Annotated in this window: 2 protein-coding genes and 1 pseudogene; 2 read left to right on the forward strand and 1 reads right to left on the reverse strand. The window is 60.4% G+C overall.

The features are described from left to right. Positions 1-443, reverse strand: a 443-nt coding sequence (locus J5M57_RS18745) for a polysaccharide lyase family 7 protein (protein ID WP_207871985.1), incomplete at its 3' end; no start/stop codon positions are given. Positions 444-765: 322 nt separating this feature from the next. Here J5M57_RS18745 and J5M57_RS18750 point away from each other — a divergent pair. Next, on the forward strand, positions 766-2,889 hold the full coding sequence (locus tag J5M57_RS18750; protein WP_207848410.1) for an EAL domain-containing protein: 2,124 nt from the start codon (positions 766-768) through the stop codon (positions 2,887-2,889). Positions 2,890-2,932: 43 nt separating this feature from the next. Beyond that, positions 2,933-3,184 (forward strand): annotated as a pseudogene (locus tag J5M57_RS18755) (M48 family metallopeptidase); the annotation flags it as partial.

The following is a 3,184-nucleotide window of genomic DNA, read 5'->3' on the forward strand; positions in this document are numbered from 1 at the left end:
GTGGCGAGGGTGATGACCCGGCCTTCGTCGTCATCCGGGCGCATGCGCACTTTGATCACCAGGTTGCCGGTTTCGGTTTTGGTCTTGTACTGGTATTCGAGTTTGACCATCGGCTTCTGGCTTTCGTAAGCGTGGATCTGGCCGATGACGATCTTGCCCGAGCTGGGCACCTTGTTGACGGTGACGGTCGCGCGCAATGAGTTGTCGGCGTCCGGGTAATACCAGTTGCGCAGGGTGCCGTTGCTGTAGGTTTCGCGCAGTTCGGTGCGCGGGTAGATGGCGTTTTCGGTCTTGGAGCCGGTGACCGGCGACCAGAAGAACAGGGTGCCGGTGTCGGAATGGAAGTATTGGTCCTTGAAGCCGTTCACCAGTTTGGAGGTTTCGACAGTGTATGGCGGGCTGCCAACGGGAACGCTGAGGTTCCAGGTTGCGAGATCGATCATGTCGGTTCTTCCACTCGATTCATCCTGCACGCGGGTACCAGAAGCTCTAGCCCGCGCCTTTTGGGGCGGCCTTTATAAGCGTAGAGGATGATTTTGTTAACGCCCGTTTGGCGGATGATTGACGTCAACATCCTGTCGAAATGCCATCTTTCCCGGTTTCAGAGGGCTGCAGGCCCGACCGTTAGTCGGCTAGACGTCGCTTTGATTAAATGATGGCGTGATGACAGCTTCTGCTTTTAGCGATCCGCGACTAGAGTGAACGCTCAGTACGTGTACGGTTTTTGTCCGGAAACCGGCCTGAAGTCCCGATAAGAGAAGCAGCATGGAATGCGCGCAACCCCAGCCAGGTGAAGGCAGCTCTGTCCTTTTGATCGTTGATGATTACCCTGAAAACCTGATCAGCATGCGCGCGTTGCTGCAGCGTCAGGATTGGCACGTCATGACCGCCGCCTCCGGCTTCGAGGCGCTCAATCTCTTGCTCGAACACGACGTCGACCTGGTGCTGCTGGATGTGCAGATGCCTGGCATGGATGGCTTTGAAGTGGCGCGGCTGATGCGCGGCAGCCAGCGCACGCGTCTCACCCCGATCATTTTCCTCACCGCCAACGAGCAATCCCAGGACGCCGTGATCAGGGGTTATGCCAGCGGCGCGGTGGATTACCTGTTCAAGCCGTTTGATCCGCAAATTCTCAAGCCCAAGGTGCAGGCGCTGCTCGAGCATCAGCGCAATCGCCGCGCCCTGCAACGCCTGACCCATGATCTGGAAGTCGCCCGCGCCTTCAATGCGTCGGTGCTGGATAACGCGGCCGAGGGGATTCTGGTGCTGGGCGAGGATGGCTTGATTCGCTTCGCCAATCCGGCGATTTCGCGTTTGCTCAATGCCCCGGTGAAAGAGCTTGAGGACAAGGAATTTCTGGATTACCTGCAGAAACCGCACATTCCCATATGGGCCGACTCCGAGCTGTACGCCGGCTATAAGCGTGGCGAGACCCTGCGTCTGCACGACGCGCTGTTACGCACGGCGCCCGGCCAGCAGGTGCCGGTGGCGCTGTCTTGCGCGCCGCTACCGGCGGAGCAGCGGGCGATGGTGGTGACGGTGCTGGACATGTCGGTGGTGCGGCATCTGCATCAGCAACTGGAATTTCAGGCGGTGACCGATCCACTGACCGGCCTGCTCAACCGCCGCGGCTTCTATCAGACGGTGGAAAATCTGCTGCTGCGCGGTGAGCGCAGTGACAGCAGTTGGGTGCTGCTGTACCTCGACCTCGATGGCTTCAAGCGGGTCAACGATTCCCTGGGGCACGATGCCGGCGATCGGGTGCTGCGCTGGGTCTCCGAACAGTTGAAAGCCTGCCTGCGGCCGTTCGATATTCTGGCGCGCATGGGCGGCGATGAGTTTACGGCGCTGCTCGATCTGGAGTTTCCCGAGCAGGCGGCGAAGATTGCCGAGAAGCTCATCGAGCGGGTGTCGATCTGTCAGCAGATCGAGGGCCTAGACATCGCCCTTGGCGCCAGTATCGGCATTGCCACCTACCCGGACTGCGGCTCGAACCTCGACGGGTTGCTGCGCGCGTCTGACATCGCCATGTACGAAGCCAAGCGCGCCGGGCGCCAGCAATATCGCTTTTACGATCACGACATGAACGGCCGCGCCCGCTCGCGCCTGATGCTCGAAGAAAGCGTGCGCACGGCGATCGAAAACCGGGATTTCAATCTGGTGTATCAACCGCAAGTGGCGATCGGCAGCGGGCAGATCCGCGGCTTCGAGGCGTTGTTGCGCTGGCAGCATCCGAGTGTCGGCGATGTGCCGCCGGGGCTGTTCCTGCCATTGCTCGAAGAAGCGCGGCTGATCAGCCGTCTCGGCAGCTGGATCTATCACCGCGGCGCCGGTCAGCGCAAAGTATGGGAAACCCTGTTTGCCGAAGACCTGGTGCTTGGCGTAAGCCTGAGCAACACCCAGTTCGGCCTGCCCAATCTCGCCACCGAATTGCGTCAGGTGCTGGAGCGGCATGCCTTGCAGCCACGGCAGCTGGAAGTCGAAGTCACTGAAGAAGCGTTGATGCACAACCCGGATGAAACCCGTAAGCAGTTACGTCTGCTGCACAATCTGGGGGTGCGGGTGGCGCTCGACGATTTCGGCTCGGGGCCATGTTCGCTGGCGCATCTGCGTGATCTTGAACTCGATACGCTCAAGCTGGATCGGCATTTGATCGCCCGCCTGCCGGACTCGGCCCGGGACGCTTCGCTGGTGAGCACGGTGATCAGCCTGTGCAAGCAATACGGTTTGCTGGTGATCGCCGAAGGTGTGGAAACCATCGAGCAGTATCAGTGGCTGCAGGCCCATGGTTGCGAATACGTGCAAGGCTTCCTGGTGGCGCGGCCGATGATGGCCGATGACGCTGCCAGCTTCGTCGAACCGTTTGACTGGAGCGCGCTGCCCGGTTGAATTCGCTACACTGGCGCTCTTTGCGAACCGTGCTGCCGTGTCCATGACTGCGTTGAAATACCTCCAGGCCTATCCCGCGCAATTGCAGGATCAGGTGCGCCAACTGATCGCCGAACAGCGTCTGGGTGATTACCTGAGCCAACGTTATCCCGGGCGTCACGATGTGCAGAGCGACAAGGCGCTGTACAGCTACGCACTGGACCTGAAGCAGGAATACCTGCGCAACGCGCCGGCCATCGACAAGGTGCTGTTCGACAACCGCCTCGACCTGACTCACCGCGCGCTGGGCCTGCAC

It is taken from the genome of Pseudomonas sp. 86_A (genome assembly GCF_017491705.1).
Lineage (GTDB): Bacteria > Pseudomonadota > Gammaproteobacteria > Pseudomonadales > Pseudomonadaceae > Aquipseudomonas > Aquipseudomonas koreensis.

Coding starts and splice junctions, on each gene's coding strand:
- J5M57_RS18750 (WP_207848410.1), top strand. CDS start 766: ATGGAATGCGCGCAACCCCAGCCAGGTGAAGGCAGCTCTGTCCTTTTG.